We start from the raw sequence: 25,642 nt of genomic DNA on the forward strand, positions 1-25,642 counted from the left end.
TCAGACGCGTCCGATCAGCGGATATTGCTCGGCCTCGTAGAGCTGGCCCGAGACCGGGGCGCTCTCGTCGGAGAGCCAGAAGGCGGTGTGGGCCGCGATCTCCTCGGGCTGCATGATCCGACCGGTCGGGGCGAGCTTGAGCGGGACATGGTCCTGCCAGCCGGGCTTCTGGCCCTCGCGCTGCTGTGTCACATCCTCATTGGCGGTGAAGGTCCAGCCGACATTGAGCTGGTTCACCCGGATATGCTCAGGTCCCAGCGCATTGGCGAGGTTGCGCGTCATCGTCATCAGCGCGCCCTTCGACATCGAATAGACGGTCAGGTTGGAGAGCCCGCAATAGGCGTTGATCGAGCCGACGGTGACGATCGCGCCGCCGGATTTCTGCAGGCGGAAGGCTCGGATCGCGGCCTCGGCGCAAAGCAGCGGCGCGCGGGTGTTGATCGCGAAGATATGGTCGAAGAAGGTCGCCGTGGTCTCAGTCAGCACGCCGCGCGGATAGATGCCGGCATTGTTGACCAGCCCGTCGATGCGCCCGAAGGCCTTCACCGTGGCATCGACCAGCGTTTGCGCGGTGGCGGGGTCGGCGAGGTCGCCGGTGGTCCCTTGCGCTGAGGCGCCGAGATGCCGGCAGGCGGCCTCGACCTCGGCCTCGTCGCGGCCATGGACGAGCACTTTCGCGCCATCCGCCACCAATCGCTGCGCCATGGCGTAGCCGATGCCGGTCGAGGAGCCGGTGACGAGGATGGCCTTGCCTGCAAGTCCGCGCATGGTGGGTCTCCTGTGTGCGGGTCTGAATAGCCTGTTCGGTCGCGGCGGTCACGCCGCCGCGCCGTGTGGATTTACAAGCCTGGCTGTTTCGGTGTCTGATTGTTTTTGGTCATATTCTGGATGGCTATTGGTCTGACGCTGACAATCACGGAGACGCTGCGATGTTTCGGTCCCGTCGCCTTTCAGCCTGCCTGCCTTTGCTCAAGGTGACGTCGTCTGCGCCACTCGCCCGTGGCGCCGCCGGACCCGCTGTCGCGACGATGCAGGATCTGCTCAACGACCTCGGCTTCAGCTTCGTCAAATCGTTCAAGAATGGCCAGTGGGACGGGATTTTCGGCAGCGAGACCGACGCTAATGTGCGCAAGTTCCAGCTGCAGAAAGGGCTTGCCTCCGATGGGATGATCGGCCCCAAGACGCTGGGACTGTTCGATCAGTTGATCCTCGCGGACCCGTTGCTCGAATTGCCCGATTTCGGGAAATACAAGACAGGCCAGGCGTTCGACCGGGTTCTCCCGGCCGAGCAGCGCGGCAACATGTACTGGTAGGCGACATGTCCGATCATACGATTTCGCCGGGCTTCACCATTTCCGGCGTCACCTTCGAGAATATTTTCAATTCCGACGCGGCGAGGGGTCGCCCGGTCGATTTCGAAAAGCCCGACCCGTTCGACTGGCGGCTGATGGTCGGGCGCTTCGCCCCCAACAGCGGCGTGCAGGCGTTCAAAACGACCTGCAGCTTCACGCCCAAGGGCGCACCGGCAGGAACGGGCTACGGTCTCAAACAGATCGCGTTCCACAAATTCCTCTCGATGTCCTATGCCGGGCTCGAGCCGGAGCACGGCTCGCAGACCATTGGCACGACCTCGATCAACTTCACCTGGAACCTCGACTGTGTCGGCGCGAACGTGGGCAACAATTTTTCGGCGCCGTCGCTGCCGTTTTTTTCGGCGCTGGCAAAGCCGGTCGCCAACAACAGCCAGGGCTCGATCACGATCACCGATTCGCCTGGCGGAACCGCCCGTCTCGTGCGCGCCAACATGCTGACAGCAAAACGGAATTTCCTGCAGAAGCACGCCAGCGAAACGAATTTCATCACCGCCCTCGTCGTCGAGCGCCCCGATGGTGCGCATGTCCCGGTGCGCGCGGTCCAGTGGACCTTCTCGACTTCGACGACCGTGGTCTGGACAGATGGAAAGCCGAAACTGCAATCGGTCGGCGGCTGTTCGTTCATAACCCTACTCGATCCCGATGACCTCCAGGACGTACGCAAGCGGCTCTTGGCCGAGAATGCGTTCCTGGTCTCCGACACCATCCTGCACAAGGTCAATCAGGGGCTTTCGACCGCCGAAATGCTCGACGCGGCAGCCGCACCCACTCCCAATTCGCCGGACACGGTGCGCAAATTCGACGGCGGCACCTACGCCATCGAGCATTCGAGAAAAGCTTTGGATTGAGCGCGGCGGCGCTGGCGCGAGCGGCGATCGACGCTACTATCCCGGCCATGCCACTTCACCTGCTCAAACTCTGCGTCGGCGCCGAATCGATCAGCGATCTCGAGGAATGGATCGAGGAGCAGTCGCTGCTGCGCCGGCGGATGGGCCGACCCGACGAGCAGACGCATACCACCCGCATGGTGCCCAAGCGCGTTGGCGAGATCGTCGATGGCGGCTCGCTCTATTGGGTGATCAAGGGCCAGATCTCGGCCCGCCAGCGCCTGATGGAGATCAGGCCCTTCACCGACGCGGACGGCATCGGCCGCTGCCATCTGGTGATGGAGCCGGTGGTGGTGCCGGTCGAGCCGCGGCCCTGCCGGCCCTTCCAGGGCTGGCGCTATCTCGCCGACAAGGACAAGCCGCGCGACATTGATGGCCGCAGCGGCGATCTCGGCGTGATGCCGGAGGCGATGCGGCGGGAGTTGGCGGAATTGGGGTTGCTGTAGGCTCCGCCGGTCGGTCGTTCAGCCCAATCGGCCCAGGACGTGTTCCGCCCAAGGCGAGCCTTCAATCGCAGTCCAATCGGGATCCGATGTCTCGTAGTCCAGGGCGAGCGTCAGAAAGCCGCTCCCGGCATCCCGGTCAGCCGGCTCGGCATAGCCTTGCTCGCATTCCTCGCAATGAGCGTAGATCGTCCCCGACGCGTCGTTCCGCTGGAGGATGATGCGGCCTTGCCGGCAGAGGGGACAGCTTCCGACCCAGTACAGAGGCGTCATCGCCAGGGCTCAAACGGCAATATTGTCGATCAATCGCGTTCCGCCGATCCGCGCCGCGACCAGGATCCGGATCGGCCCGTCGGCGAGCGAGGTCACTGGCGCCAGTGACTCTGCGTGGCGTGCCTCCAGATAGTCGAGCTCGAAGCCGGCCGAGATGATCTCGCCCTGCGCCTCGGTCACCGCCCTGAACAAATCGTCGCGGTTGCGCAGGCGCGCGGCGAGCGCTTGCATGACCTTGTGCAGCAGCGGCGCGAGCGCGCGATGCTCGGCCGAGAGGTAGCGGTTGCGCGAGGACATGGCGAGGCCGTCGGGCTCGCGGAAGGTCGCCAGCGGGACGATCTCGATGCCGAGGTCGAGATCGGAAGCCATCCGCGTCACCACCTTGAGCTGCTGATAGTCCTTCTCGCCGAAAACGGCGCAATCAGCCTGACTCTGGGTAAAGAGTTTGCAGCAAACCGTTGCAACGCCTTCGAAATGTGTCGGCCGGAAGCGGTCGTCGAGGCCGACCGCGGCGGGGCCGAGCAGCAGGATGCGGGTGGCGAAGCCGGGCGGATACATCTCCTCGACCTGGGGGAAGAAGACCGCGTCGGCCTGCGCCTCGGCCAGCATCGCGCAGTCCGTGTCGAAGGTGCGCGGATACTTCTTGAAGTCCTCATGCGGAGCGAACTGCGTCGGGTTGACGAAGATCGAGGTGATGACGCGCCGCGCATGGCGCTGGGCTTCCTTCACCAGCGCGATATGGCCTTGATGCAGCGCGCCCATGGTCGGCACCAGCGCGACCTTCTCGCCCGCTTCATGCCAGGCCGCGACCTTGGCCCGCATGGCGGCGACCGTCTCGAAAACCGCTATCTGCGTCACTGCACCTGTCCTCCCATTTTGCGGACGGGTAGCAAATGCGCGGGCGATGGCCAATATCAGGTCGGGTATGATTTGCAGCGTCGTGCGACCGGGAGCCTCATGAGCGACAAGACCGACCGTGCCCTGGGCAAGGCCGAAACCACCGCGCCACAGGCTGCGGGGGCTTCGACGCCGGGTGCGATCGACCGTTTCCTGGGAGCCGCCAAGCAACTCGCGCCGCTGGCGACGGGGCAGGCGGGCCGGCTCGTCTTCGCGCTCGACGCCACGATGAGCCGCCAGCCGACATGGGATCTTGCCTGCTCCTTGCAGGCGCGGATGTTCGAGGTCGCGGGCAAGAGCGGCGGGCTTGCGGTCCAGCTCGTCTATTTCCGCGGGCTGATGGAGTGCCGCTCCTCGGGCTGGGTCGGCGAGCCGCAGCGCCTCAACGGGCTGATGAGCCGGATCGCCTGCGAGGGCGGCCAGACGCAGATCCATCGCGTGCTCAAGCATGTCCGCAATGAGGCGAAGACCGTGCCGATCCGCGCCTTCGTCTTCGTCGGCGATGCGATGGAGGAGGATGTCGATGCGCTCGCCGCGCTTGGCGGAGAGCTCGGCTTGCGTGGGATTCGCGGTTTCATGTTCCAGGAAGGCCATGACCCCGCCGCCAGCGCCGCCTTCGCGACGATCGCGCGCCTGACCGGCGGTGCGCATGCGCGCTTCGACGTGAATGCGCCGGGCTCGCTGCTCGATCTGCTGCGCGGCGCCGCCGCCTATGCCAGCGGCGGGCGCGAGGCGCTGCTGCGGCTCGCCGGCGACAACGCCGCGGTCAAGCGGCTCTTGAGTGCCATGGATGGAGGCCGAGCTTGAGCCTGTTTTACGGCGTCGCCGTGCTGATCCTGCTCTGGTGGGTGTCGAAACTGTTCGCTGGTGCCAATCCGAAGCTCCTGGCCAAGGCGGTGAAGACCGGGGGCGGCGTGCTGTCGCTCGGCGTCGCGGCCCTGCTGATGCTGCGCGGGCGGCTCGACATGGCGATCTTCGTCGGCGGGCTCGGCGCCTGGCTGCTCGGCTGGAGCGCCTATGGGCCGGGCGGAATGCGCTTTCCCTGGGGCGGAGGGGCCGGGACGAGCACGACGCCGGGCGCGCGCTCCAAGGTCGAATCCAGGCTGCTGCAGATGGAACTCGACCATGACAGCGGCGGCATGACCGGCAAGGTCCGGGCCGGGGCCTTTGCGGGGCGCGATCTCGATGGCTTGAGCCTGCCGGAGATCAGCGCCTTGATGCGCGAATGCCTCGCGGGCGATCCGGACGGCGCCCGCCTGCTAGAGGCATATCTCGACCGCCGGACGCCCGGCTGGCGTGAAGACGCTGATCGTCACCGCGACACGGGGCAAGGTGGCGCGGCGGGCCCGGGCGCGATGTCGCAGCAGGAGGCCTACGAGATCCTGGGGCTTCAGCCGGGGGCGGGTGAGCAGGCGATCCGCGAGGCCCATCGGAGCCTGATGAAGCGGATTCATCCGGATGCCGGCGGCAGCAGCGGCCTTGCCGCCCGCGTCAACCAGGCCAAGGACGTCCTTCTGAAGTGAGCCGAACGGCGGCAGGGTGTGGGGCTGGAACGTCATCGGTTTCAGATCCTTTCCTGTCCGTCAGCCGCGGGTCGCGAAGCAGGCGAAACCGTCGCGCTTCAGCTTCGTGCAGGCGTTCTGGGCGTCCTTGGGGTCCTCGAAACCGGCGAAGCGGGCGCGGAACAAGGTGGCGCCGCCCTTCTCGACCTTCTCGGTGAAGCCGGAGGCATCGGCCAGGGGGCCGGCCGCCTTGGAGCGGGCGCGGGCGAGGATGTCCTTGGCCTTGGCCTCGTCATCGGTGGCGCCGAGCTGGATAATCCATTTTCCGCTGGCGAGGCTCGCCACCGGGCGGGCGTCGTTCGCCTTGGTGTCGGCTGCAGCCTTGGCGACAAGGGTGGTGGTGGCAGGCTCGGACTTCTTATCCGCGACGGCCACGGCGACGGGCTGGCGCAGTTCGATCTTGCGCTCGGCCTGTTTCGTCTCTTGCTGCTTGACCTCCTGCGGCTTGCCCTGGGCGAGCTTGGCGAGGGCCTCTTCGTCGGGCTCGGAGACCTTGGCGATCGAGGAGGTGACGTCGACATTCGCCGGCGGGCGCAGGACCTTGGCGTCGGCCGGCTGGGAGCCGATCGACCAGCGCATCGCCGAGGGCGTCGTCGTGGCGGTCACGGTGCGCATGCCCGAAAGCTGCAGCGGCTGGGCGCCGACATTGAGCGGACGCGGCGGCGCGATCGGCGTCGTGGTGGTGGCGGTGTAGGCGCGGGCGGCGGCGGGAAGCGGTGCTTCCTGCTGGATGCGCGGGCGCGGCACCGGCATGGGCTCGACGGCGGCGACGGCGACAGGCTGCGGCGGTGCGGCGGCAACCGGCGCGGCGCGGCGCGGCGCCTCCTCCGGCTCGGGCGCTTCGGCGACCATGGTCGAGGCGCGGCCGCTGGTGGCGGCGCGAGGCAGGTTGGCGACCACGAGATCGGCCATGATCTTGTCGCGGGAGGCGCCGGAGCGGCCGCCGAGCACGACCGAGACGATCTGGCGGCCTTCCGATTTGGCCGAGGTCATCAGGTTGAAACCCGAGGCGCGGGTGTAGCCGGTCTTGATGCCGTCGACGCCCTCGATGCGGCCGAGCAGGCGGTTGTGGCCGCGGATCGTGCGCTCGCCATATTGGAAGGAGCGCGTCTGGAAGAGCGGGAAATAGCGCGGGAACCGCTCCTGGATGGCACGGGCGAGGATGGTGAGGTCGCGTGCCGTGGTCAGGTTCGGCGGGGAATGCGGCAGGCCGTGCGGGTTGTGGAAGCGCGTGGAGCTCATGCCGAGCGAGCGCGCCTTGCGCGTCATCAACTCGGCGAAGGCGTCCTCCGAGCCGGCGATGCTCTCGGCGACCACAACCGAGGCGTCGTTGGCCGAGAGTGTGATCATGCCCTTGATGGCGTCCTCGACCGCGATGGTGGAGCCCGGGCGCAGGCCGAGCTTGGTCGGCGGTTGGGCCGCGGCATAAGCCGAGACCTTGAGCTCGGAATCCATGCTGAAGCGGCCGCGCTCCATCTGCTCGAACAGCATATAGAGCGTCATGACCTTGGTCAGGGAGGCGGGGATGCGCGGCGCATCCTCATTGACGGCGTGGAGGGTACGGCCGCTCTTCACGTCCACGACCATGGCCGCGTAAGGCGGCGTATAGCCGCCGCCGGCGCCATGGTGGCGACGCTTGCGGGCTTCGGCCGGAGACGCGGCCATGCTGACCGCAATCGTGACGACACCGATCAGTCCGACGACCGCGCGAAGACGCGCGCGTCGGGTACCAACGCAACAAAAAGCCATGCAACCCGCCTCAACACAGAACTCACGTCCCGATCCCGCACCACGTCAACAAACGTGGCGATAAGGACACAGTGAGGGAGGTTAGGCGGATGCGGTTACGGAGCCGTTAAAAAGCGACGCATCTGCTTCAGTGAGGCTTGCGCCTGGTGCAATGCGGTGCGTCCTTGACATTCATGTTGCACTGCACAATATGAGGACTGTCCCCGGTGGTGAACCTTTTCATCTGACCTTGGGGCGCAGAACCTGGGCCCGCATGGGCTCGTCAGCAGAGGCGGCACTCTAAAGTGCCGGAGGGAAGAAACATGATCCAGCAGTTCGAGACGATCCAGAAGGCTTCGAAAGAGAACGTCGATGCGGCCCTGAAGGCTTTCGGCGCCACCTCCAAGGGCGTGCAGACCATCGCCGTCGAGGCTTCCGACTACGCCAAGAAGTCCTTCGAGGCCGGCACCGCGACGATCGAGAAGCTCGCCGCCGTGAAGACCCTGGACAAGGCGATCGAGATCCAGACCGACTACGTCAAGACCGCTTTCGAGGGCGCCGTCGCCCAGCTCACCAAGATGGGCGAGCTCTACACCGCCCTTGCCAAGGACGCCTACAAGCCGTTCGAAGGCATCGTCGCCAAGGCCGTTCCGGCCGCCAAGTGAGCTGACGCCACGCCGCCGCTGGCGGCGCAGGCTCGCTGACACGATAATAAAGCCCGGCCGTGAGGCCGGGCTTTTTCTTTGGCTTGGATCGAGGTTTCAGCCGTGAGCTGCCGGCGCCGCGATTCCGTCCAGGGCCGTGAGTGCATCGTCGGGCAAGACGATATCCGCCGCAGCCAGATTGTCGTGCAGATGCGCGACGGACGAGGTCCCAGGGATCAGGAGGATGTTGGGCGCCCGGTGAAGCAGCCAGGCGAGCGCGACCTGCATCGGCGTGGCGCCGAGCTGCGCGGCGACGTCCGACAGGATGGACGACTGCAGGGGGTTGAAACCGCCGAGCGGGAAGAACGGCACATAGGCGAGGCCGTCGCGGGCGAGATCGTCGATCAGGGCGTCGTCGGTCCTGTGCGCCAGATTGTACTGGTTCTGGACGCAGACGACCTCGACCATCTTGCGCGCTTCCGCGACCTGCGTCGGCGTGACATTGCTCAGCCCGATATGCCGGATGAGGCCCTTGCGCTGGAGTTCGGCCAGTGTGGCGAGCGGCGCCTCGAGCGATCCTTCCGCCGGGCCGTGGACATCGAACATGGCGCGGAGATTGACGACGTCCAATATGTCGAGACCGAGATTGCCGAGGTTGTCGTGGACCGCCTGCGTCAGCTCGTCGGCCGAGAAGGCTGGAATCCAGGATTTGTCCTCGCCGCGCCGGGCACCGACCTTCGTCACGATGACGAGGTCGTCGGGATAGGGATGCAGGGCCTCGCGGATAATCCGGTTGGTGACGTGGGGCCCATAGAAATCCGAGGTGTCGATGTGGTTCACGCTCGCCGCCACCGCCTCGCGCAGGACGGCTAGCGCGGCGTCGCGATCCTTGGGCGGGCCGAAGACGCCGGGCCCTGCGAGTTGCATGGCGCCGTAGCCGAGGCGCTTCACGGGACGGTCGCCTAGGACGAATGCGCCGGATGGTTCGATCGTGGACATGGGTGATCTCCTTTGGGAACCTCCTTGAGCTAGTCATTGCCGGCCCGCACGATAACCGGTCATAATCGGCACGGGCTGTGCGGGATTCAAAACAATGAAAGTCGATCTGGGCGATCTCAACGCCTTCGTGGCGGTCGCGCGCGCCAAGGGCTTTCGCGATGGCGCACGGGCCAGCGGCGGTAGCGCGTCGGGATTGAGCGAGGCGGTCCGCCGGCTCGAGGCGCAGCTCGGTGTCAGGCTGTTCAACCGCACCACACGCAGCGTGGCAGTGACGGAGGCTGGCCAACGCCTGCTCGATCGCCTCGGGCCGGCTCTCACGGAAGTGGAAACGGCGCTCGACGTCGTAAACAGCTTTCGCGACAGGCCCGCGGGAACGCTGCGCCTCAACGTGCCGGCCAGCGCGTCGCGGCTCATCCTGCCCGCCATCGTGCCGCCGTTCCTGGCCGCCTATCCGGAGATTCGGTTGGAAGTGGTCGCCGAGGAAAGCTTCGTCGATGTCCTCGCCGCCGGCTGCGACGCCGGCATCCGCTATGACGAGCGCCTGGAGCAGGACATGATCGCAGTGCCGATCGGCCCCCGGGTCCAGCGTTTTGCGGCTGCGGCGGCCAAGAGCTATCTCGATCGCGCCGGCCGTCCGGCGCATCCCCGCGACCTGCTCGGCCATGCCTGCCTTCGTGGCCGCTTTGCGAGCGGCGGCATGGCCCCCTGGGAGTTCGAGCGCGACGGAGAGGTGGTGCGGGTCGATCCCACAGGACCGCTTCTGGTGACGATCGGTGCGGTCGACCTCAAGGTCGATGCTGCAATCGCGGGCTCCGGCATCGTCTATCTCTTCGAGGGCTGGCTGCGCCCGTATCTCGAGAGCGGCGCGCTCGAACCGGTGCTCGAATCCTGGTGGCAGAGCTTTCCGGGGCCGTTCCTGTATTATCCCGGCAGGCGCCTGGTTCCCGCTCCACTGCGAGCCTTCCTCGATTTCGTCAAGGCAGCGGGCGGCGGGGCCTGACATGCGCCGCCGGACGGCCGTCATCTTCAAACGATTGAAAACTGAGCCGCGCAGGTGCATGTGTTGCGTATGTCGCCGCGCCGGTCGCGGCGCACCCCAGCCAGCGGTTCGCACATGCTCGACAAAGCGCTTCCTCCCCGCACGCTCACGCTCAACGCCGCCGACAATGTCGCGGTCGCGGTCGATCCGGTCGATGTCGGCGTCACTGCCGCGGGCGTCACCGCGCTGAAGCGGATTCCGCGCGGGCACAAGCTGGCGCTGGCGAAGATCGCGACCGGCGAGCCGATCCGCAAATTCGGCCAGATCATCGGTTTCGCCACGGTCGATATTCCACCTGGCGAATGGGTGCATGAGCACAATACCGGCTTCCACGCCTTCGAGCGTGACTATGCCTTCTGCGCCGAGGCCAAGCCCGAATTCGTGCTGCCGGTCGAGCAGCAGGCGACCTTCGAGGGCTTCCGCCGCGCCAATGGCAAGGCCGGCACGCGCAACTATGTCGGCATCCTCACTTCGGTGAACTGCTCGGCCTCGGCGGCGCGCTTTATGGCCGAGGAGGTCAAGCGCTCGGGCTTGCTCGCCGATTATCCCAATGTCGACGGCGTCATCGCGCTGACCCACGGCACCGGCTGCGGCATCGATTATAATGGCGAGAGCTTCGAGGTGCTGAAGCGCACGACCTGGGGCTATGCCTGCAATCCGAACATGGCCGCCGTCCTCGTCGTCGGGCTCGGCTGCGAAGGCTTCCAGATCAAGCGGATGAAGGATGCCTATGGCGTCGAGGAGAGCGACGTCTTCCGCACGCTGACGATCCAGGAGACGGGCGGGACGAAAAAGGCGGTCGCCGCCGGCATCGAGGCGCTGAAGGTGATGCTGCCGATCGCCAACCGCGCCGTGCGCGAGACTGTGCCGGCCTCGGAATTGATGCTGGCGCTGCAATGCGGCGGCTCGGACGGCTATTCCGGCATCACCGCCAACCCGGCATTGGGCAAGGCCGTCGACCTCCTGGTCGAGCATGGCGGCACCGCGATCCTCTCGGAGACGCCGGAGATCTACGGCGCCGAGCATTTGCTGACCCGCCGGGCCGCCACCCGCGAGGTGGGAGAGAAGCTCGTCGGCATCATCAAGTGGTGGGAGGACTATACCGCCCGCGCCCGGATGGACATGAACAACAATCCGTCGCCCGGTAACAAGGCCGGCGGCCTCACCACCATCCTGGAGAAGTCGCTCGGCGCTGCCGCCAAGGGCGGCACCAAGACGCTGGCCGCCGTCTATCATTATGCCGAGCAGGTGAAGTCCAAGGGCTTCGTCTACATGGACACGCCCGGCTACGACCCGGTCTCCGCCACGGGGCAGGTCGCCGGCGGCGCCAATATCCTCGCCTTCACCACCGGCCGCGGCTCGGCCTATGGCTGCAAGCCGACGCCCTCGGTGAAGCTCGCTACCAACACGCCGATGTATCTGAAGCAGACCGACGACATGGACATCAATTGCGGCGATGTGCTCGACGGCGTGACGCTGGAAGAGAAGGGCAAGGAGATCTTCGACTACCTGCTGCGCATCGCGTCGGGCGAGCATTCGAAGTCCGAAGAGATGGGCTATGGCGACGCCGAGTTCGTGCCCTGGCAGATCGGGGCGACGATGTAGCGCTTTCCTTCTCCCCTGGCGGGAGAAGGTGGCGCGAAGCGCCGGATGAGGGGGCGCCGTGACCGTTCCGGTTGGCGTCATCTTCGTCCATTTCAAACGAGAAAGTGCACGGCGCCCCCTCATCCGTCACGGCTTCGCCGTGCCACCTTCTCCCGCCAGGGGAGAAGGGTAAGGGGCGCATTGACACCCGTCCGGCCTTGACTGATAGGCCTTTCCGTATCGTAAAGCGGTGCTGGGGGCACGGTCATGCGACAGATTCTTCTGGTTACGGTTCCGCGCATCCTGCTCGGATTGCTCTTCCTCGTCAGCGCGGTCGACGGCTTCTGGTGGCTCGCGACCGGGGCGCATCTGATCCATCCGCCGACCAGCGAGCGCGGCGTCGCCTTCGAGACCGCGCTGCAGAATGCCGGCTTCTTCTGGCCGCTGTTGAAGGTGGTCAATCTGGTGGGCGCGCTCAGCCTGCTCCTGAACATCGTGCCGGCCTTTGGCCTCGCATTGCTCGCGCCGGTGATGACGGTGATCGTGCTGTTCCACCTGGTGATCAACCCGCAGGGCATCCCTGTGGCGATCATCCTCGTGGTGCTCGGGAGCCTGTTGGTCTGGGCCTATCGCGAGCGCTACGCGGCGCTGTTCCGGTAGGTTTCTCAATCTACGAGCCACGCCCGTCATCCCGGGCAAGCGAAGCGCAGACCCGGGATCCATCGTAGAACGCGGCGGCCTCCGATGGATCCCGGATCTGCGCCGCTTCGCGGCTTGTCCGGGATGACGGGGCGGTTCGGCTGCACTCCTTAAACCGAAAACCCGGCCAGCCTCTGGCCAAGCCCGCCGATCCGGTCGGCGGCGACATTGGCAATGGCGATGCGCAGATGCTGCTCCTGTTCCGGGCCGAAATAGGGGCCGGGCAGGGCCAGCACGCCGCGTTCCTGCACGAGCGCACGTGCGACATCGGCGGCCGGCACGCCCGCGAAGGGATGCGCGAGATAGGCGAAATAGGCGCCCGCCGCGAGCACGGACCAGCCGTTCAGCGGGGCCATCGCGGCGTGGAACAAGGCGGCGCGGGCATTGATCTCGACGCGGTTGGCCTCGCGCCAGTCGCGGATGCCCTCGATGCCCCAGGTGATCGCGGCCTGGCCGGCGCGCACGGGGCTGATCTGGACGCAGTCGAGCACCTTGCCGATCTGCGCGACGACCTTCTCGCCCGCGGTGATCGCGCCCAGGCGCCAGCCCGGCACGGCATAGGCCTTGGAGAAGCTGTAGAGCCCGATGACGGAGTCTTGCCAAGCGCTTGCAGCAAAGACCTCATGCGGTCTCGCAATGCCTTCAGGCAGGAAATCGCGATAGGTTTCGTCGAGCACGAGCCAGAGCCCGCGCCGTGCGCAGAGCTCGGCGAAGGCGGCGATGGTCGCGGCCGGATAGACCGCGCCGGTCGGGTTGTTCGGCGTCACCAGCACGATGGCGCGGGTGCGCGCGTCGATCAGCTTCTCGGCGTCCGCGACATCCGGCACGAAGCCGGCGGCGGGATCGCAGGGCAGAGGCCTCGGCTCGACGCCGAGCATGGTCAGCGTCATCTCGTGGTTGAAATACCAGGGTGTCGGCAAGAGCACATTGTCGCCGGCCCGGGCCAGCGCCATCATCGTGATGACATAAGCCTGGTTGCAGCCCGAGGTGATCGCGATCTCGCTGGGCGAAAAGCGCGCGCCGTAGATGCTCCCCATCTCCTTCGCATAGGCCTCGCGCAGAGCGAGATCGCCGGTGATCGCGCCATAGCGGGCGCTGTCGGTCGCGCCGGCGGCCTCACCGAGGCGCTGCAGCAGTTCCTGTGGCGGCGGCGAGCCCGGCACGGCCTGAGACAGGTCGATCAGCGGCCCGTTGCGGCCGTCATAGGCACGCGCCCAGCCTTGGGCCTCCGGGATCGGAGGCGTACCGGTGTCGAGCAGGTCGGGGTTCAAGGTGGCTTGCGGCGTCTTCAACATGGCAGGCAGCTTTGGGATGTGGCGGCGCCCTCGTCAATCAGCCATCCCTATCAATCAACTTGGACGTGGGCGGGTTATCACCCCATATCATTGCGCATGCAGGACGAGACCAACGACGCGATCGACGAACTCCATGCCATGCTCGACCGGGCAGCCGTGATCGTCGGCTTTACCGGAGCCGGCATCTCGACTGAATCCGGCGTGCCGGATTTCCGCACGCCGGGTTCGCCCTGGATGGTCCACAAGCCGATCCCGTTTGCTGCCTTCACCGCCAGCCGCGAGGCGCGTGTCGAGGCCTGGCGGCGCAAATTCGCAATGGACGACCATTTCGCCGGCGCCGGCCCCAATCGTGGCCACCGCGCTTTGGCGCGGTTGGTGAGCGAGGGCCGCTCGCCCGGCATCGTCACCCAGAACATTGACGGCCTGCATCAGGCCTCGGGTATTCCCGATGAACGCATCGTCGAACTGCACGGCAACGGCACCTACGCCACCTGCCTGACCTGCGGCTGGCGCCATGAGCTCGCCGCGATCAGGCCGGCTTTTGAGGCGACTGGCGAGCCGCCGAGCTGCATCATGTGCGGCGGCAACGTCAAATCGGCGACGATCTCGTTTGGCCAGGCGATGCCGCAGCTGCAGATGCAGCGAGCCCATGCTCTGACGCTGCAGGCCGATCTCTTCCTTGTGGTCGGCTCCTCGCTCGTCGTCTTTCCCGCCGCGACGATCCCCGTCATCGCCAAGCGCAATGGCGCGAAACTTGTCATCGTCAACCGCGAGCCGACTGAGCTCGACGCCATCGCCGATCTCGTGGTGCGGGCCGAGATCGGTCCGGCGCTGGGGCGATTGGCGGGGTAGGCGATCGATCGGCGTTTCCCCGCATGCGCCAAAGCCAGTCTGGAGACAATTTCGCCGAAGGAGGGAGGGACATGGAACAGACCGAAACGCCCCGGGAGCCGAGCGCGATGTCGCGCAGCACGGCCATTGCCTATGCGATCGGCCTCCCGCTCTCGCTGCTCGGATTGATCTTCTGGCCTGCCGGCACGATCGCCTGGCGGCCCGGATGGGTCTTCCTCGCGGTTCTGATTTTGGGCTTCGGCGCGTCGGCCCTCGTGCTCGCCTGGGTCAATCCGATCATCTACCGCGCGCGCAGCCGGTTTCAGGCGGGCACGAAAAACTGGGACAAGGCGCTGCTTGCGGTCATCCTGCCGGCGATGGTGGCGGTCCTGCCGGTCGCGGCGCTTGATGCCGGGCGGTTCCACTGGTCGACTGTGCCGGCCTGGGCGGTGCTGTCGGGCTATGTCGCCGTGCTGGCGGGCATTGCGGTGACGGCCTGGGCGCAGGCGATGAATCCGTATTTCGAGCCGGGCGTCCGGATCCAGTCCGAGCGGCATCAGCGCGTGATCGATAGCGGTCCCTACCGTTTCGTGCGTCACCCCGGCTATGTCGCCGCACTATTCCTGTTCTTCGGCATGGCGCTTGCGCTGGGCTCGCTCTGGGCGCTCGTTCCCGCCGCGCTGGCGGCTGCGGTCCTCGTCCTGCGCACATCATGGGAAGACCAGCTGCTGCGGGCCGAGCTCCCTGGATATGATGATTATTCCCGCCGGGTGCGGTGGCGATTGATCCCCGGCCTCTGGTGACAGCCGGGGTTGCTATCGGTTGTCGAGCAAGAGGCGACATTCCCGGGCTGCCCGAGCACTCGCCGCTCTCCACCGTCATGCGCACCATAGCTGACGCGGCCTGTCAGCATCTCTCCTGCCCGGGCTTCACTCCTCCGTCGGCGGTGCTAAGCAAGGAGTTCGGCCCCGTTCAGAGGGATTTCGGGATGGCTCACGACGCATTGTTCGAGCGGCTCTGGAGCGGCGCTGCTCCGATGGAGGAGTGGACGGCGGCGGTGTCTGAGGGGGCGATCACGCAGGTCGCCGACAACATTATCACCGTCCATACGACGTATTTCTGCGGCAGCGTCACGGCTATCCGCACCGATGCCGGGCTCGTCGTGATCGACACGGCCAAGCCCGATACCGCAGCCCAGACGCTGGGCGTGGTGCGAAGCTGGGACGACAGCCCGGTTCACACCGTGATCTACACCCATGGCCATATCGACCACACCAGCGGTATCACGCTCATCGACGAGGAGGCCGATGCGAGGGGCCGCCCCAGGCCGCGCGTCATTGCCCACCGGAATGTTCGGCGCCGCATGGAGCGATACGAAGCGTCGCACGGCTTCAACAGCCTGGTTCAGGGCCAGCAATTCAACAAGCCCGACTATGTCTACCCGATCGGCCAGCGGCGGCCTGACGAGGTCTATGACGAGACCTTGTCGCTCACGATTGGCGGCGAGGAGATCGCGCTCTTCCACGGGCGTGGCGAAACCGACGACGCCAGCTTCGTCTGGTTGCCGAAGCGTCGCGTTCTGGCGAGCGGGGACTTCGTGATCTGGGTGTTCCCGAATGCCGGCAACCCGCGCAAGGTCCAGCGTTATGCGGCGGATTGGGCGGTCGCGTTGCGGCGCATGGAAGAGCTCAAGCCGGAGATCCTGATCCCGGGCCATGGGCCGGTGATTTTCGGCGCGGAGCGGGCGACGCAGGTGCTGCGGGACGGCGCTGAGGCGCTCGAATATCTGACGGGCGAGACGCTCCGATTGATCAACCGGGGCGCTACGCTCGATGAGGTGCTGCACGCGGTCAAGGTTCCGCCCCGCTATCTGGGGAAGCCCTATCTGCTGCCGAAATACGACGATCCCGAATTCCTCGTCCGGGCGATCTACCATTTCTACGCCGGCTGGTTCGATGGCGATCCGGCGCATCTGAAGCCGGCGCGGACTGTCGAACTGGCATCGGAGCTGGCGCGGCTCGCGGGCGGCGCGGACAAGCTTGCCGAGCGGGCCGCTATCCTGTCCGGGGAAGGCCAGACGCGGCTTGCGGCTCAGCTTGCCGAATTCGCCGGCGCTGCGGCTCCGGAGGACGCGCGGATTCAAGCGATCCGCGCGGCCGTTCTCCAGACATGCATCGACGGCGAGACCACGCTGATGGGCAAGGCCTTCTTCGCCGTCTACCAGCGCGATGCGGAGGAGAAATCGAAAGCCTGATTGAGGGGCGGCCGAAAGGGCAGGTGCCCCCGTCATGGACGCTCGACGGGCGGCGCTGTAAGCATTTCGACCGCTGGATGTCGGAGGAGATGCAGCATGGACCGGTTCACGGGCGGTTGCCGGTGCGGCGACGTCCGGATTGTGGCGTCGGGGCGCCCATACCGGGTCGGCCTCTGTCACTGTCTCGACTGCCGAAAGCATCATGGGGCGCTTTTCCACGCTTCCGCGGTGTTCCCTCAGGATGCGGTGACGATCGATGGCGAAACACGCGACTATGCCGGGCGGTTTTTCTGTCCCCGCTGCGGCTCGCCTGTTTTCGCACGCAGCGCCGACGAAATCGAAGTGAACCTGGGATCGCTGGATGCCCCCGACCAACTGATGCCGACCTATGAGCTCTGGACCATCCGCCGAGAGGCCTGGTTGCCACCGTTTCCACTCAAGAGACGATACGAGCGCGATCGCGACGCCACGAGCCGCTTCGAGGATTAGGTCGCGTGAACGGCGCGAGGGCGCCGTGCCGATATTCCGACGGGCGAGGGCGGTAGCCATGCTAGCGACGGCCGCCCATAGGCGCATCGTTCGCTCCAAGGAAAGCCTATGAGCTTCGCCAACTTCCTGCGCGCCTATGAGGCCACGCCGCCCGAGCGACTCGACGGCTATGTTCCGTCCGATTTCGAAGGGCTGTCGGCGGAGGAGCTGGGCCGGGCGCGCGCCATGTTGCTGGAGCGCGCCTTGCGTGGCGACACGATAGATCTCGATGGCTTGCGCTTGGCCGGAGATGCCGGGACGGTCTCGCGGCTCATCGCGGCGGAGGGCCTGCCGACGAGCTTCGGGTCCCGGTTCGATGTGGTGCGGCGCGAGACGGTTTTCGCGCTGACGGGCGACCATCGCCATCTGGCGGGGTTGTTTGCGTGGATCGACGATGGCGCGCCCGAGACCCGGCTTTTTGCCGCCGAGGCGCTGGCGCGACACGCCTTGCCTGCGGAATTGGCCGCGCCGATCGTCGCGCGCCTGGCGGGTGGGCTGCATGAGGCGGTGGCGATTCCGCTGGTCAAGGCGTGGCTCGCAACGGAAGGCGAGCCGGTCATCGGCCTCGCGGCATTCCAGCGGCGCCTGCCGCTGGTGCGGGCGATCGTTTCGGCCACGCCCTCCGCGCGGCCGGGACTCATGGCCGAGCTGGTAAGCCGCAGCCCTTCAGCCGTGCGCCAGAGCTTGCGACCTTAGCCCGGAATGACGGTGCGATTCCGGGGGCAACATCCAGCGAACTTCCCCGGCGTCATGATTGCAGCTTTGGGGGCAGCGCAATCTTGGATGTCCCCCGATGACACAGAACGCCCCGAAAGCGAACGCGGATGCCGCTGCGGCGTCCTCCCGTCCGGTCTTGAAACGGCTCGCGAATGCCCTTGCCGGCGGAGCTTGCGCCTTCGCGCTGTCGGCTCCGCTGGTCAGCGAAAAGGTCCTCGCTCAGGGCTGGCAGGAAACCACGCAATATTACCGCGGCGGCTGGACCACGACGCATCGCAAGCTCGGTCCCGGCAGCGGCGGCATCAAAGAGATGACGCAGGCTGCGCCCGGGAACAACTGCCCCGTCTCCGCCTTCGAGGTGATGAACCCGAAGCGCGGAGAGCTGCGCTGCGTCGGTTACGTCGCCCCATCCTGGCTGCGCTAGAGCCGGATGCGAAAAAGTGGGAACCGGTTTTTCGCATTGAGCCCGCTCTCAATCTTAGATCAGATGTGGATTCAGGTTTCAGGTGGATCACTTTGTTATTCCATCTGAAATCATCCGTCTCTAGAGGCCGGCGGTCGGGGCCGCGCCTACCTCATCGAGCAGCATAATAGCCGGGTTGATCGATGTCGCTGAGCAGATCCGGACCGGTCGGCTGCCAACCGAGCAGCGACCGCGTGCGCTCGCTCGACGCCGCCATATCCGCGCCTGCGAAGTCGGCGAACCAGCCGAAATGCTCGCGGCCACGTGATTCGACGGGCAAGCCGAGCCCGCGACCGATCACCTCGGCGATATCCTTGAAGAGCATGCCTTCGTCGGCGACCGCGTGATAGGCGGGCTCGGTGACGCCTTGTTCGAGTGCGAGCCGGTAGAGGCGCCCAGCGTCCAGCCGGTGCACGCCGGCCCAGCGGTTCAGCCCCGCGCCGATATAGGCCGACACGCCTTTCTCGCGCGCCATCGCAATCAGGATCGGGATGAAGCCGTGGTCGCCAAGGCCGTGGACCGACGGCGCGAGCCGGATCGTTGCCGCGCGCACGCCACGCTCCGCCAGCGCGCGCGCTGCCGCCTCGGATCGACGTGGGAAGGATGGATCGGAGGAGGGCACGTCCTTCTCGGTCGCGACCCGGCCCGGAGCGAGGCGCGCGAAACCCGAAGTGACGAGCAGGGGACGGTCCGATCCCTCCAGCGCGCTTCCCAGCGTTTCGATGGCGCGCCAGTCCTGCTGGGCATTCTCGGCGAGATCTCGAAAAATCATGGTTGAACGCGGTGTGGATCACAGCGTCCGCTGCCGAGGCTGCGCTGCGCAAGGCGTCGAGATCGTCGAGCGTGCCGCGCAGCACATCGGCCCCACTGACTGCGAGCACGGCAGCCTTTTCGTCGGAGCGGGCCAGGCCCGTCACTTTATGGCCAGCCCCGACCAGCTCCTCGACCACCGCCGAGCCGACCCAGCCGGTGGCTCCCGTCACGAATACACGCATGCGTTCAGCCTCCAAAACTCCACTCTGGCGATTGTGAGCGGGCTGAGTATTCAGGTAAAGTAGTGAGATTATCCCGGTATAATTACTAACAGGATGGGCCCGATGTCCGATGGCAATCCGCTCGGCGTCTATCTCAAGAACCGCCGCACGAAGCTCGATCCTGCTTCCTTCGGCCTCGCCGGCGGCCGGCGGCGAACCGCGGGGCTGCGTCGCGAGGAGGTGGCGCAGCGCGCCAATATCAGTGCGACCTGGTACACCTGGCTGGAGCAGGGGCGCGGCGGAAGCCCTTCGGCGGACGTGCTCGAGCGGATCGCACGGGCGCTGACGCTGACGGATGTCGAGCGCGAGCATCTGTTCCTTGTCGGCCTCGGTCGTCCGCCCGAGGTCCGTTATCGCGGCAGCGACGCTATCACGCCTCGATTGCAGCGCCTGCTCGACGTGCTGACCTACAGCCCCGCGATCGTCAGGACGGCGACCTGGGACGTCGTTGCCTGGAACCGCGCGGCGGCGGCCGTGCTGACCGACTATGGCGCTCTTCCGCCCGATCAACGCAACGTCCTGCGCTTGATCTTCTGTGACCCCCGCGTCCGCGCCGCGCAGTCGGAATGGGAAGCCGTGGCCCGCTTCGTCGTGGCTACGTTCCGGATCGATGCCGCACGCGCGGGTGCCGACGCGGAAGTTGCGAAGCTGGTCGACGAGTTGAGCCAGGCGAGCCCCGAATTCGCATCGATGTGGCGCGACAACAATGTCCAGACACATGGCGACGGCGTGAAGCGCCTGCGTCATCCCCGGCTGGGGCCGATCACCCTGGAGTACTCTGCCTTTGCGGTCGATGCCCGGCCGGATCTGAGCCTGATCGTCTACAATCCGGCCACGCCGGCAGACAGGAGGCTCATCGAGACCCTGGTTGAAGGACTGCCGAGAACTGACTAAGTGGCGTGCCGGGGCCTCACTCGCGCGCCGAGACCGCCAGCCTGATCGCCAATGCGCCGAAGACCGCGCCCATCAGCTTCTGCGGCAGGCGCGCGAGATGCGGGCGGCTGGCGATGGCGTGGCCGAGCCGGCTCGCGGTCAGAATCACGACGCCATTCGTGATCAACCCCATCAGGTTGAGGATCGTCGCCAGCACCATGACCTGGAGTGCGACCGAGCCGGCTTCCGGCTTCAGGAATTGCGGCAGCAAGGCGAGCATGAACAGCGCCATCTTGGGGTTGAGCAGGTTGGTCAGCAGGCCCTGCATGAAGATGCGGCGCATCGAGACGGGGCTTGCCGTGGCGTCCGGCGCGAAGAGCGGGGTTTTCGAACGCAGCGTCGTCCAGGCGAGCCAGGCGAGATAGGCCGCGCCGACCCAGCGCAGGATGTCGTAGGCGGCCGGGACCAGGATGAAGAGCTGCGACAGCCCGAATGCGGCGGCGAAGGCCTGCAGATAGCTACCCGCCGCGATGCCGAGATAGGTCAGGAAACCGGCGACGCGGCCCTGGCTCAGGCTGCGCGAGGCGATCAGCAGCATGTCGGGCCCCGGCGTCGCGGTCAGCACCGCGCAAGCTGCCGTAAAGAGAAGCAGGGTCTGCAGGTCTTGCACCGGTTTCTCCGGAATCAAATGGTGGCGTGCGTGATCATGGCGACAGAGTTTGGAGCGGCCAAGCTGGTTACAACTGAATATTTCCCTCTCGTAGATGTGGATGAAGCTCTGCGGGCTGTATCGCACCTTGGCAGCAATGGTATCGTGACACCACGAATCAAGCCAATCGCGCGGGGGTGAGCGGCACATGTCCGACGAGTACGGTGAGAGCGGGCGTCCACCAGTAGGACCGATCCAGTCGCTCAATCGCGTGATGCGGCTCGATGGGCCCGATGGGCTGTCTCATGAGGCCGGTGTCGAGCTCGCCGGCTATGTCAAATGGTTCGACGTCAGCAAGGGCTATGGCTTCGTCGTCCCCGAGGATGGCGGCGCCGATGTTCTCGTGCACGTCACCATCCTGAAGCGCGACGGCTTCAACGCCATTGCCGAGGGCGCGCGCATCGTGCTCGAGGCGATCGAGAAGACACGCGGCCGGCAGGCGGTGCGGGTTCTGTCGATCGACACCAGCGCCGGGCGCCATCCCGCCGAATTGCCGATGGCGCGCACCAATGTCTCGGTCACGCCGACCAGCGGCCTCGAGCGCATGGTGGTGAAGTGGTTCAACCGCCTGCGCGGCTTCGGCTTCGTCTCGGCGGGCGAGGGCGCGCCTGACATTTTCGTCCATATGGAGACGCTGCGGCGCTACGGCCTGGTGGAGCTGATCCCGGGCCAGACCGTGCTGGTGCGCTACGGCCCCGGACCGAAGGGCCTGATGGCTGCCGAGATCCGGCTGGAGCAGGGCGGCGCGATCAGTTCGCATTGAGCTGAAGACCGAGGGTTTTTCGGTGGAGCTTCGCCGCTCGGTAGCGTTGGGCGCGGTGATCGTGCTGTTTTGCGTAGAGCCAATCTTCGCACAAGCTGTGAAGACTGATCCGTTATACGGTAAACTCATCCAGCTTGAGAAAATGACGCTTGAAGCGTTCGCTTCACCCTCAAGCCGGCAGCTTCTCGACATTCACAACGAGATTATGGATGACATCGTCCATGAGCGACGGGCATCGTCCGTAGGCGCTTGCTCGCAAGCGTATACGCAGTTGTCGATCACCGTTCTGTTCCACGCTTCAATCATCCAGCCCAATCTCAACCAGGCTGAGAAGACCTCCGCGACCCATGACATTGAAAGGGCGAATAGCGCCTGGTCAGACTATCTGAGGGCGGCGACAGACTGCGAGAGACGTCTAGGTATCGAGACGCCTCCAAGCAGGCCCGAGCGGCCGAGCTCGGCGCTTCGGCGGCTATTGCCGATTCTGCCAAAGTGACCGAATTGGCTGAGGGTTAAACCGCAAACGACGTCCCGCAGCCGCAGGAGCTGGTCGCGTTCGGATTGGTGATGCGAAATGACTGCCCCACCAGATCGTCGACGAAATCGATCGTGCAGCCTTCGAGCAGATCGAGCGAGGTCTCGTCGATCAGCACGGTTGCGCCATCGCGCTCGATCACGAGGTCCCCCGGCGCTTTTTCCCGGTCGACGTCGAAGATGTACTGGAAGCCGGAACAGCCACCGCCGGCGACGCTGACGCGCAGCATCGAGCCGGGCGGCTCCTTTTCCATCACGGAGAGAATGCGGCTCGCGGCCTTGCCGGTGACGGCAACGCCGCGCGGATTGACCTCGATATCGATCGACATGGCGAGCTCCTTGGGCAGATGCTCCTTGCACCCGGGTTACCCACAAAGGTAATTGCCGGCACGCGCCTCTACAAGCAGGGGGCGATGACGGGTCCGCCATGCCGCACCAACACAGCCTCGAACCCGAACCCGGCGACCGCTGGCGGGCGATTTATGCCTGCCGCTCAAGCCTGAGTCGCGGCCGCCTAGTCGATGAGCCGAGCTCGCCGACGCGCAGCCAATTCCAGCGCGACCGCGACCGCATCATCCATTCCACGGCCTTCCGGCGCTTGAAGCACAAGACGCAAGTCTTTGTTTCGCATGAGGGAGACCATTATCGCACGCGACTGACGCATACGATCGAGGTGGCGCAGATCGCACGTGCGCTCGCCCGGGCCCTGGGGCTCGACGAGGATCTCGCCGAGGCGCTGGCGCTGGCGCATGACCTTGGCCACACGCCGTTCGGCCATACCGGCGAGGATGCGCTCGACGAATGCATGCAGGAGTTCGGCGGCTTCGACCACAACGCGCAGACGCTGCGAATCGTGACGCGATTGGAGCATCGCTATGCCGGCTTCGACGGGCTCAATCTGAGCTGGGAGACGCTGGAGGGGCTGGTCAAGCATAATGGCCCGCTGCTCGATGCCGATGGCCAGCCGACCGCGCGCTACGCGGATACCGGCATTCCCGCCGCGATCCTCGAATACCAATCAGTGCAGGATCTCTGGCTCGCCAGCCATGCCTCGGCGGAGGCGCAGGCCGCTGCGCTCGCTGACGACATCGCCTATAACGCCCATGATCTCGATGACGGCCTGCGCGCCGGGCTGTTCGAGCTTACGGATCTGCGCAAGCTGCCGTTCCTGGCGGAGTTGCTCGACGAGATCGACGGGCTGCATCCAGGCCTCGCCAAGCCGCGCGCCACCAATGAGCTCGTCCGGCGCGTCATCACCCGCTTCGTCGAGGATGTGATCGCGGAGTCGCAGGTTCGGATTGCGGCGCTGCAGCCGCAGGACGCCGATGCGGTCCGCCGGGCGGGCGCGCCCATCATCGCCTTCTCCGAGACGATCGTGGCAGCCGACAGCGAGATCAAGGCCTTCCTCTATCCCAATATGTATCGGCATCCCCGCATCGCCGAGATCCGGCGCAGGGCGGCCGATGTGGTGCGCGACCTGTTCTCGCGCTTCCTGGCCGAGCCTGGCGCGATGCCGGCGGAGTGGGGCGAGGGCTGCGACACGCTCGATCCGCAGCGCCGGGCGCGGCGGATTTCGGACTATATCGCCGGCATGACCGACTGGTACGCGCTCGACGAACACCGCCGCCTGTTTGACGCCACCCCCTCGCTGCGATAGGGCCGGGCGCTTCCCTGCAAGCACGAACCTGCAAGCACGAACCACCGCCAAGAATGACCGCGATGAACCTGTTCGAGACCTATTCCGCCTGCGTCAACGCTGCGCTGGCGCGCTTGTCCGAGCGTGGTGCGCTGCCCGCCGGGCTCAATCTCGGCCGGGTCGTGGTCGAGCCGACCAGGGATGCAGCCCATGGCGACCTCGCGACCAATGCCGCAATGGTGCTGGCCAAGGAGGCGGGGACCAATCCGCGCGCGCTGGCGCAATTGATCTGCGAGGAGCTCGCCAGCGACGAAACGATCGTCAAGACCGAGATCGCGGGGCCAGGCTTCATCAACCTGACGCTGCAGCCGGCGATCTTCACCGCGATCCTGAAGAGCGCGGTCGAAGCCGGCCTTGACTACGGCCGGGGCGCATTCAAGCCCGAGCCGAAGATCAATGTCGAATATGTCTCGGCCAATCCGACCGGGCCGATGCATGTCGGCCATGGTCGCGGTGCGGTGTTCGGCGATTCGCTCGCCAATGTGCTGGTTTTCGCCGGCCACAACGTGGCGCGGGAATATTACATCAACGACGCCGGCGCGCAGGTCGACGTGCTCGCGCGCTCCGCCTTCCTGCGCTACCGCGAGGCGCTGGGCGAGACGATCGGCGAGATCCCCGAGGGCTTGTATCCCGGCGACTATCTCGTCTCCGTCGGCCAGACGCTGGCCAAGGCGCATGGCGACGCCCTGCTGGCGAAGCCTGAATCTGAATGGCTGCCGCTCGTCCGCGCGGTCGCGATCGACGGCATGATGGCGATGATCCGCGACGATCTCGCGGCGCTTGGCGTCGTCCACGACGTCTTCTTCTCCGAGCGCTCGCTGCAGAAGGTCGACGGCAATCTCGACGCGGTGGCCGAGACGATCGCGGATCTGCGCGCCCGCGACCTGATCTATGAGGGCCGCTTGCCGCCGCCCAAGGGCCAGAAGGACGAGGATTGGGAGGATCGCGAACAGACCCTGTTCCGCGCCACCCAGTTCGGCGACGATGTCGACCGGCCGATTTTGAAGTCGGATGGCAGCTACACCTATTTCGCCAACGATATCGCCTATCACCGCTCGAAGTTCACGCGCGGCTTCACCGAGATGATCGACGTCTGGGGCGCCGATCATGGCGGCTATGTCAAGCGCATGCAGGCGGCTGTGAAGGCCGTGACCGGCGGGGCAGGGGCGCTCGACGTCAAGCTCTGCCAGCTCGTCCGGCTGCTGCGCAATGGCGAGCAGGTGCGTATGTCGAAGCGCTCGGGCGATTTCGTCACGCTGCGCGAGGTGATCGACGAGGTCGGCCGCGACGCGGTGCGCTTCATGATGATCTTCCGCAAGAACGACGCGACGCTCGACTTCGATCTCGCCAAGGTCGTCGAGCAGTCGAAGGACAATCCGGTCTTCTATGTCCAGTATGCGCATGCGCGCTGTGCTTCGATCTTCCGGCAGGCGCGCGAGGCGTTTCCCGATCTCGATCTGTCGCCCGCCAAGCTGGCTCAAGCGGACCTCGCTATGCTCACCGACGAGGCCGAAATCGGCATCGTCAAGATGATCGCGGCCTATCCCAGGATGATCGAGGGCGCAGCCCTGGCGCATGAGCCGCATCGGGTGGCCTTTTTCGTGCATGAGCTGGCGAGCGCCTTCCACTCGCTTTGGAACAAGGGCAAAGACTCGCCGCAATTACGGTTCGTTAATCAAACTGATCGAAAGTCGACGGAAGCGAGATTGGCGTTCGTGCATGCGGTGCGCAGCGTTCTTGCTTCCGGTCTGGCAGTCGCGGGTGTAGCGGCGCCGGAAGAGATGCGCTGACGGAACCTTCCGGCAGCGCGCACAAGG

General features: G+C 65.9%; 27 protein-coding genes and 1 pseudogene. 20 read left to right on the forward strand and 8 right to left on the reverse strand.

All coding sequences use genetic code 11. The features are described 5' to 3' along the window. Positions 1-768 (reverse strand): SDR family NAD(P)-dependent oxidoreductase, encoded by a 768-nt coding sequence (locus RMR04_RS11510; protein ID WP_311914758.1) that lies wholly within the window; start codon positions 766-768, stop codon positions 1-3. 161 nt (positions 769-929) lie between these two features. On the opposite strand from RMR04_RS11510, the gene RMR04_RS11515 reads away from it, so the two are divergent. Genes RMR04_RS11515 through RMR04_RS11525 form a run of 3 tightly spaced genes read left to right on the forward strand, consistent with a single transcriptional unit; the run spans position 930 to position 2,706 of the window. Next, complete coding sequence (locus tag RMR04_RS11515; RefSeq protein WP_311914759.1) at positions 930-1,313, forward strand: peptidoglycan-binding domain-containing protein; 384 nt, start codon at positions 930-932, stop codon at positions 1,311-1,313. Between the two features lie 5 nt (positions 1,314-1,318). Then, entirely contained in the window at positions 1,319-2,221 is a 903-nt protein-coding gene (locus RMR04_RS11520) for a hypothetical protein (RefSeq protein ID WP_311914760.1), read from the forward strand. Positions 2,222-2,268: 47 nt separating this feature from the next. Beyond that, the gene (locus RMR04_RS11525) at positions 2,269-2,706 is read left to right on the forward strand and encodes a DUF1489 family protein (RefSeq protein WP_311915800.1); all 438 of its coding nucleotides are present in this window, start codon (positions 2,269-2,271) and stop codon (positions 2,704-2,706) included. 279 nt (positions 2,707-2,985) lie between these two features. On the opposite strand, the gene panC is transcribed toward RMR04_RS11525, so the two are convergent. Further along, positions 2,986-3,798: a pantoate--beta-alanine ligase gene (panC, locus tag RMR04_RS11530; protein ID WP_311915801.1), complete on the reverse strand. Its 813-nt coding sequence runs from the start codon at positions 3,796-3,798 to the stop codon at positions 2,986-2,988. Between the two features lie 135 nt (positions 3,799-3,933). On the opposite strand from panC, the gene RMR04_RS11535 reads away from it, so the two are divergent. Together RMR04_RS11535 and RMR04_RS11540 are read left to right on the forward strand one after the other, a co-directional pair. Then, positions 3,934-4,680 carry a VWA domain-containing protein gene (locus tag RMR04_RS11535; RefSeq protein WP_311914761.1) on the forward strand — a complete coding sequence of 249 codons (747 nt, stop codon included), beginning with the start codon at positions 3,934-3,936 and terminating at the stop codon, positions 4,678-4,680. Then, positions 4,677-5,396, forward strand: coding sequence for a DnaJ domain-containing protein (locus RMR04_RS11540; RefSeq protein WP_311914762.1), 720 nt, complete (start codon positions 4,677-4,679; stop codon positions 5,394-5,396). The genes RMR04_RS11535 and RMR04_RS11540 overlap by 4 nt, the downstream gene beginning before the upstream one ends. A 60-nt stretch (positions 5,397-5,456) precedes the next feature. Here the strand turns inward: RMR04_RS11540 and RMR04_RS11545 are convergent, their stop codons facing one another. Further along, on the reverse strand, positions 5,457-7,100 hold the full coding sequence (locus RMR04_RS11545; protein WP_311914763.1) for a serine hydrolase: 1,644 nt from the start codon (positions 7,098-7,100) through the stop codon (positions 5,457-5,459). A 386-nt stretch (positions 7,101-7,486) separates the two neighbouring features. Here RMR04_RS11545 and RMR04_RS11550 point away from each other — a divergent pair, with 386 nt between their 5' ends. Further along, on the forward strand, positions 7,487-7,828 hold the full coding sequence (locus RMR04_RS11550) for a phasin family protein (protein WP_069692005.1): 342 nt from the start codon (positions 7,487-7,489) through the stop codon (positions 7,826-7,828). A gap of 96 nt (positions 7,829-7,924) precedes the next feature. On the opposite strand, the gene RMR04_RS11555 is transcribed toward RMR04_RS11550, so the two are convergent. Next, positions 7,925-8,806: an aldo/keto reductase family oxidoreductase gene (locus RMR04_RS11555; protein WP_311914764.1), complete on the reverse strand. Its 882-nt coding sequence runs from the start codon at positions 8,804-8,806 to the stop codon at positions 7,925-7,927. A gap of 94 nt (positions 8,807-8,900) precedes the next feature. Here RMR04_RS11555 and RMR04_RS11560 point away from each other — a divergent pair, with 94 nt between their 5' ends. The 3 genes from RMR04_RS11560 (at position 8,901) to RMR04_RS11570 (ending at position 12,089) form a co-directional block, all read left to right on the forward strand. Then, on the forward strand, positions 8,901-9,806 hold the full coding sequence (locus RMR04_RS11560) for a LysR family transcriptional regulator (protein WP_311914765.1): 906 nt from the start codon (positions 8,901-8,903) through the stop codon (positions 9,804-9,806). Between the two features lie 114 nt (positions 9,807-9,920). Then, positions 9,921-11,450, forward strand: coding sequence for a UxaA family hydrolase (locus tag RMR04_RS11565; RefSeq protein ID WP_311914766.1), 1,530 nt, complete (start codon positions 9,921-9,923; stop codon positions 11,448-11,450). Positions 11,451-11,696: 246 nt separating this feature from the next. After that, positions 11,697-12,089 (forward strand): hypothetical protein, encoded by a 393-nt coding sequence (locus RMR04_RS11570; RefSeq protein ID WP_311914767.1) that lies wholly within the window; start codon positions 11,697-11,699, stop codon positions 12,087-12,089. Positions 12,090-12,238: 149 nt separating this feature from the next. Here the strand turns inward: RMR04_RS11570 and RMR04_RS11575 are convergent, their stop codons facing one another. Further along, positions 12,239-13,423: an aminotransferase gene (locus tag RMR04_RS11575; RefSeq protein ID WP_311914768.1), complete on the reverse strand. Its 1,185-nt coding sequence runs from the start codon at positions 13,421-13,423 to the stop codon at positions 12,239-12,241. 96 nt (positions 13,424-13,519) lie between these two features. Between RMR04_RS11575 and RMR04_RS11580 the strand changes: the two genes are divergently transcribed. From RMR04_RS11580 to RMR04_RS11605, 6 genes are all read left to right on the forward strand, one after another. Continuing rightward, positions 13,520-14,275: an SIR2 family NAD-dependent protein deacylase gene (locus RMR04_RS11580; RefSeq protein ID WP_311914769.1), complete on the forward strand. Its 756-nt coding sequence runs from the start codon at positions 13,520-13,522 to the stop codon at positions 14,273-14,275. 71 nt (positions 14,276-14,346) lie between these two features. Then, positions 14,347-15,057: a methyltransferase family protein gene (locus tag RMR04_RS11585; protein WP_311914770.1), complete on the forward strand. Its 711-nt coding sequence runs from the start codon at positions 14,347-14,349 to the stop codon at positions 15,055-15,057. Between the two features lie 185 nt (positions 15,058-15,242). Continuing rightward, a complete protein-coding gene (locus tag RMR04_RS11590; RefSeq protein WP_311914771.1) occupies positions 15,243-16,508 on the forward strand; it encodes an alkyl sulfatase dimerization domain-containing protein in 1,266 nt (421 codons plus the stop codon). 96 nt (positions 16,509-16,604) lie between these two features. After that, a complete protein-coding gene (locus tag RMR04_RS11595) occupies positions 16,605-16,997 on the forward strand; it encodes a GFA family protein (protein WP_311914772.1) in 393 nt (130 codons plus the stop codon). Between the two features lie 108 nt (positions 16,998-17,105). Next, positions 17,106-17,732, forward strand: a complete 627-nt coding sequence (locus RMR04_RS11600) for a hypothetical protein (RefSeq protein ID WP_311914773.1) — start codon at positions 17,106-17,108, stop codon at positions 17,730-17,732. 97 nt (positions 17,733-17,829) lie between these two features. Further along, entirely contained in the window at positions 17,830-18,177 is a 348-nt protein-coding gene (locus tag RMR04_RS11605) for a hypothetical protein (RefSeq protein WP_311914774.1), read from the forward strand. Between the two features lie 151 nt (positions 18,178-18,328). On the opposite strand, the pseudogene RMR04_RS11610 reads toward RMR04_RS11605, so the two are convergent. Continuing rightward, positions 18,329-19,211: pseudogene (locus RMR04_RS11610) on the reverse strand (SDR family oxidoreductase). A gap of 102 nt (positions 19,212-19,313) precedes the next feature. Here RMR04_RS11610 and RMR04_RS11615 point away from each other — a divergent pair. Then, positions 19,314-20,144 carry a helix-turn-helix transcriptional regulator gene (locus RMR04_RS11615; protein ID WP_311914775.1) on the forward strand — a complete coding sequence of 277 codons (831 nt, stop codon included), beginning with the start codon at positions 19,314-19,316 and terminating at the stop codon, positions 20,142-20,144. A 16-nt stretch (positions 20,145-20,160) separates the two neighbouring features. Here the strand turns inward: RMR04_RS11615 and RMR04_RS11620 are convergent, their stop codons facing one another. After that, positions 20,161-20,793: a LysE family translocator gene (locus RMR04_RS11620; RefSeq protein ID WP_311914776.1), complete on the reverse strand. Its 633-nt coding sequence runs from the start codon at positions 20,791-20,793 to the stop codon at positions 20,161-20,163. 187 nt (positions 20,794-20,980) lie between these two features. Between RMR04_RS11620 and RMR04_RS11625 the strand changes: the two genes are divergently transcribed. Both RMR04_RS11625 and RMR04_RS11630 read left to right on the forward strand, forming a co-directional pair. After that, positions 20,981-21,595, forward strand: coding sequence for a cold-shock protein (locus RMR04_RS11625; RefSeq protein ID WP_410492233.1), 615 nt, complete (start codon positions 20,981-20,983; stop codon positions 21,593-21,595). Positions 21,596-21,617: 22 nt separating this feature from the next. Next, on the forward strand, positions 21,618-22,091 hold the full coding sequence (locus RMR04_RS11630) for a hypothetical protein (protein WP_311914777.1): 474 nt from the start codon (positions 21,618-21,620) through the stop codon (positions 22,089-22,091). 16 nt (positions 22,092-22,107) lie between these two features. Here the strand turns inward: RMR04_RS11630 and RMR04_RS11635 are convergent, their stop codons facing one another. Further along, the gene (locus RMR04_RS11635) at positions 22,108-22,458 is read right to left on the reverse strand and encodes a HesB/IscA family protein (protein ID WP_311914778.1); all 351 of its coding nucleotides are present in this window, start codon (positions 22,456-22,458) and stop codon (positions 22,108-22,110) included. 98 nt (positions 22,459-22,556) lie between these two features. On the opposite strand from RMR04_RS11635, the gene RMR04_RS11640 reads away from it, so the two are divergent. Together RMR04_RS11640 and argS are read left to right on the forward strand one after the other, a co-directional pair. Next, complete coding sequence (locus tag RMR04_RS11640; protein WP_311914779.1) at positions 22,557-23,786, forward strand: deoxyguanosinetriphosphate triphosphohydrolase; 1,230 nt, start codon at positions 22,557-22,559, stop codon at positions 23,784-23,786. A 62-nt stretch (positions 23,787-23,848) separates the two neighbouring features. Then, positions 23,849-25,615 (forward strand): arginine--tRNA ligase, encoded by a 1,767-nt coding sequence (gene argS / locus RMR04_RS11645; protein ID WP_311914780.1) that lies wholly within the window; start codon positions 23,849-23,851, stop codon positions 25,613-25,615. Positions 25,616-25,642 lie beyond the last annotated feature (27 nt).

It is taken from the genome of Bosea sp. 685, from assembly GCF_031884435.1.
Classification (GTDB): Bacteria; Pseudomonadota; Alphaproteobacteria; order Rhizobiales; family Beijerinckiaceae; genus Allobosea.